The following is a 2,464-nucleotide window of genomic DNA, read 5'->3' as shown; positions in this document are numbered from 1 at the left end:
GCCCTCGCCGTCGACCACGAGCTCGGCGCCCGCCTCGAGCGCCTCGCCCGTCGCCGGGTCGAGGAACGCGACCGTCGCCGGGTCGAACTCGCCCAGGTCGTTGTCGAGCACCGGCACCGTCACGGCGTCGCCGATCGCGTTGCCGAGATCCGAGTCATCCTGCGCGTCACCGACGTAGCCGACGGTGATCGTCGCGGAGCGGGTGTCGCCCGAGCCGTCCGTCACCTCGTAGTCGATCGGAGTCGGGTCGCCGAGGAAGCCCTCCTCGGGCGTGAACGTCACGGTCGAGCCGTCGATCGACCACGTGCCCTCGCCCTCGACCACGAGCGGCGCACCGGCATCCAGCACCGTGCCGTCCGCACCCACGAGCGACAGCGACGCGACGTCGAAGGCACCCGCGTCGTTCGCCAGCACGTCGATCGCGACGGCCTCGCCCACGACGTTGTCGACGTCCGCGTCGTCGTTCGCGACCGACAGGTAGTCGACCGTGATCGACGCACCCGTGACGTCACCCGACAGGTCCGTCACCTCGTACGAGATGGGCGTCGGGTCACCCTCGAAGCCAGCCTCCGGCGTGAACGTCACGACCGATCCGGAGATCGACCACGTGCCCTCTCCAGCGACGACGAGCGGCTCGCCAGCGCCCAGCACCGTGCCATCCGCTGCGACGAGCGACAGCGATGCGACGTCGAAGACGCCGGCGTCGTTCGCGAGCACGTCGATCGCCACCGCAGCGCCGATCGCGTTCTCGAGGCTCTCGTCCGCAGCAGCGACGGGCAGGTAGGTGATCGTGATGGTCGCGCGGCTCGAGACGCCGAGCTCGTCGGTCACCTCGTAGGAGACGACCGTCGGGTCGCCCTCGAAGCCGTCCTCCGGCGTGAACGTCACATCGCCCGTCTCCGGGTCGATCGACCACGTGCCCTCGCCCTCGACGACGAGCTCCGCGCCCGCCTCGAGCGCCTCGCCCGTCGCAGGGTCGACGAGCGCCACCGAGGTGACGTCGAAGGCTCCGGAGTCGTTGTCGAGCACCGGCACCGTCACGGCGTCGCCGATGGCGTTGCCGAGATCGGCGTCCGGCTGCGCGACGCCGAGGTAGCCCACGATGATCGTCGCGGTCGCGACGTCGCCGGAGCCATCCTCGACGCGGTAGTCGACGGGGGTCGGGTTGCCCTGGAAGCCCACCTCGGGCGTGAACGTGACGGTCGAGCCGTCGATCGTCCACACGCCCTCGCCGAGCACCGTGAGCGGGGCGCCGGGCGCCTGCTCGATGCCCTGCGCGTCGATGAGCGCGAGCGTCGCGACGTCGAGCACGCCCGCGTCGTTCGCCAGCACGTCGATCGTCACCGCGGTGCCGACCGTGTTGTCGACGTCGCGGTCGTCGACGGCGACGGGCAGGTAGGTGATGGTGATGGTGGCCGACGTCACGTCGCCCGAGCCATCCGGCACCTGGTACGACACGACCGTCGGGTCGCCCTCGTAGCCCGCGTCGGGCGTGAAGGTCACGACGCCGGTCTCGGGGTCGATCGACCACACGCCCTCGCCCGCGACCGTGAGCGCGGCACCCGGTGCGAGCACCGTGCCCGTCGTCGGGTCGATCAGCGACAGCTGCGTCGGGTCGAACTCGCCCACGTCGTTCGCGAGCACGTCGATCGAGGCGGGCTCGCCGATGGCGTTGCCCTCGTCGACGTCCGCGACCGCGGCCGGCACGTAGGTGATCGTGATGGTCGCCTGCGTCAGGTCGCCGGACAGGTCGGCCACCTGGTACGTCACGACCGTCGGGTCGCCCTCGTAGCCGTCCGCCGGGGTGAACGTGACGTCGCCCGTCTCGGGGTCGATCGACCACGTGCCCTGGCCTGCGACGACGAGCTCGGCGCCCGCCTCGAGCGCCTCGCCCGTGGCGGGATCGAGGAGCGCGACGGTCGCCGGGTCGAACACGCCCAGGTCGTTGTCGAGCACGGGCACCGTCACGGCATCGCCCACGGCGTTGCCCTCGTCGAGGTCAGCCACCGCGACGCCGACGTAGCCGACGGTGATCGTCGCCTGCGTGCGGTCGCCCGAGAGGTCGGCGACCTCGTATCGGATGGGCGTGGGGTCGCCGAGGAAGCCCTCCTCGGGCGTGAAGGTCACGGCGCCGGTCGTCGGGTCGATCGACCAGACGCCCTCGCCGTCGACGACGAGCGACTCGCCGGCGTCGAGCACGACGTCGTCGGCGTCGACGAGCGCGACCGTCGTCGGGTCGAGGACGCCCGCGTCGTTCGCGAGCACGTCGACCGCGACGGCGGTGCCCGGCACGTTGTCGACGTCCGCGTCGTCCGCCGCGACCGGCACGACGCCGACCGTGATGGATGCACCCGTGACGTCGCCGGAGAGGTCGGAGACCTCGTAGGCGATCGGGGTCGGGTCGCCCTCGAAGCCCTCGGCCGGCGAGAACGTCACGACCGATCCCTCGATCGACCACGTGCCC

Annotated in this window: 1 protein-coding gene; it reads right to left on the bottom strand. The window is 71.8% G+C overall.

The window, feature by feature from the left end; translation table 11 throughout:
• Nucleotides 1-2,436: Ig-like domain-containing protein (locus ACFQPP_RS14360; protein ID WP_376917340.1), on the bottom strand; the 2,436-nt coding region annotated here is incomplete at its 3' end.
• Nucleotides 2,437-2,464: the final 28 nt, after the last annotated feature.

It is taken from the genome of Agrococcus sp. GCM10030265 (genome assembly GCF_042666675.1).
Lineage (GTDB): Bacteria > Actinomycetota > Actinomycetes > Actinomycetales > Microbacteriaceae > Agrococcus.
The sequence above is the reverse complement of the archived record's forward strand: the minus strand, read 5'-3'. Positions and strand labels throughout refer to the sequence as shown.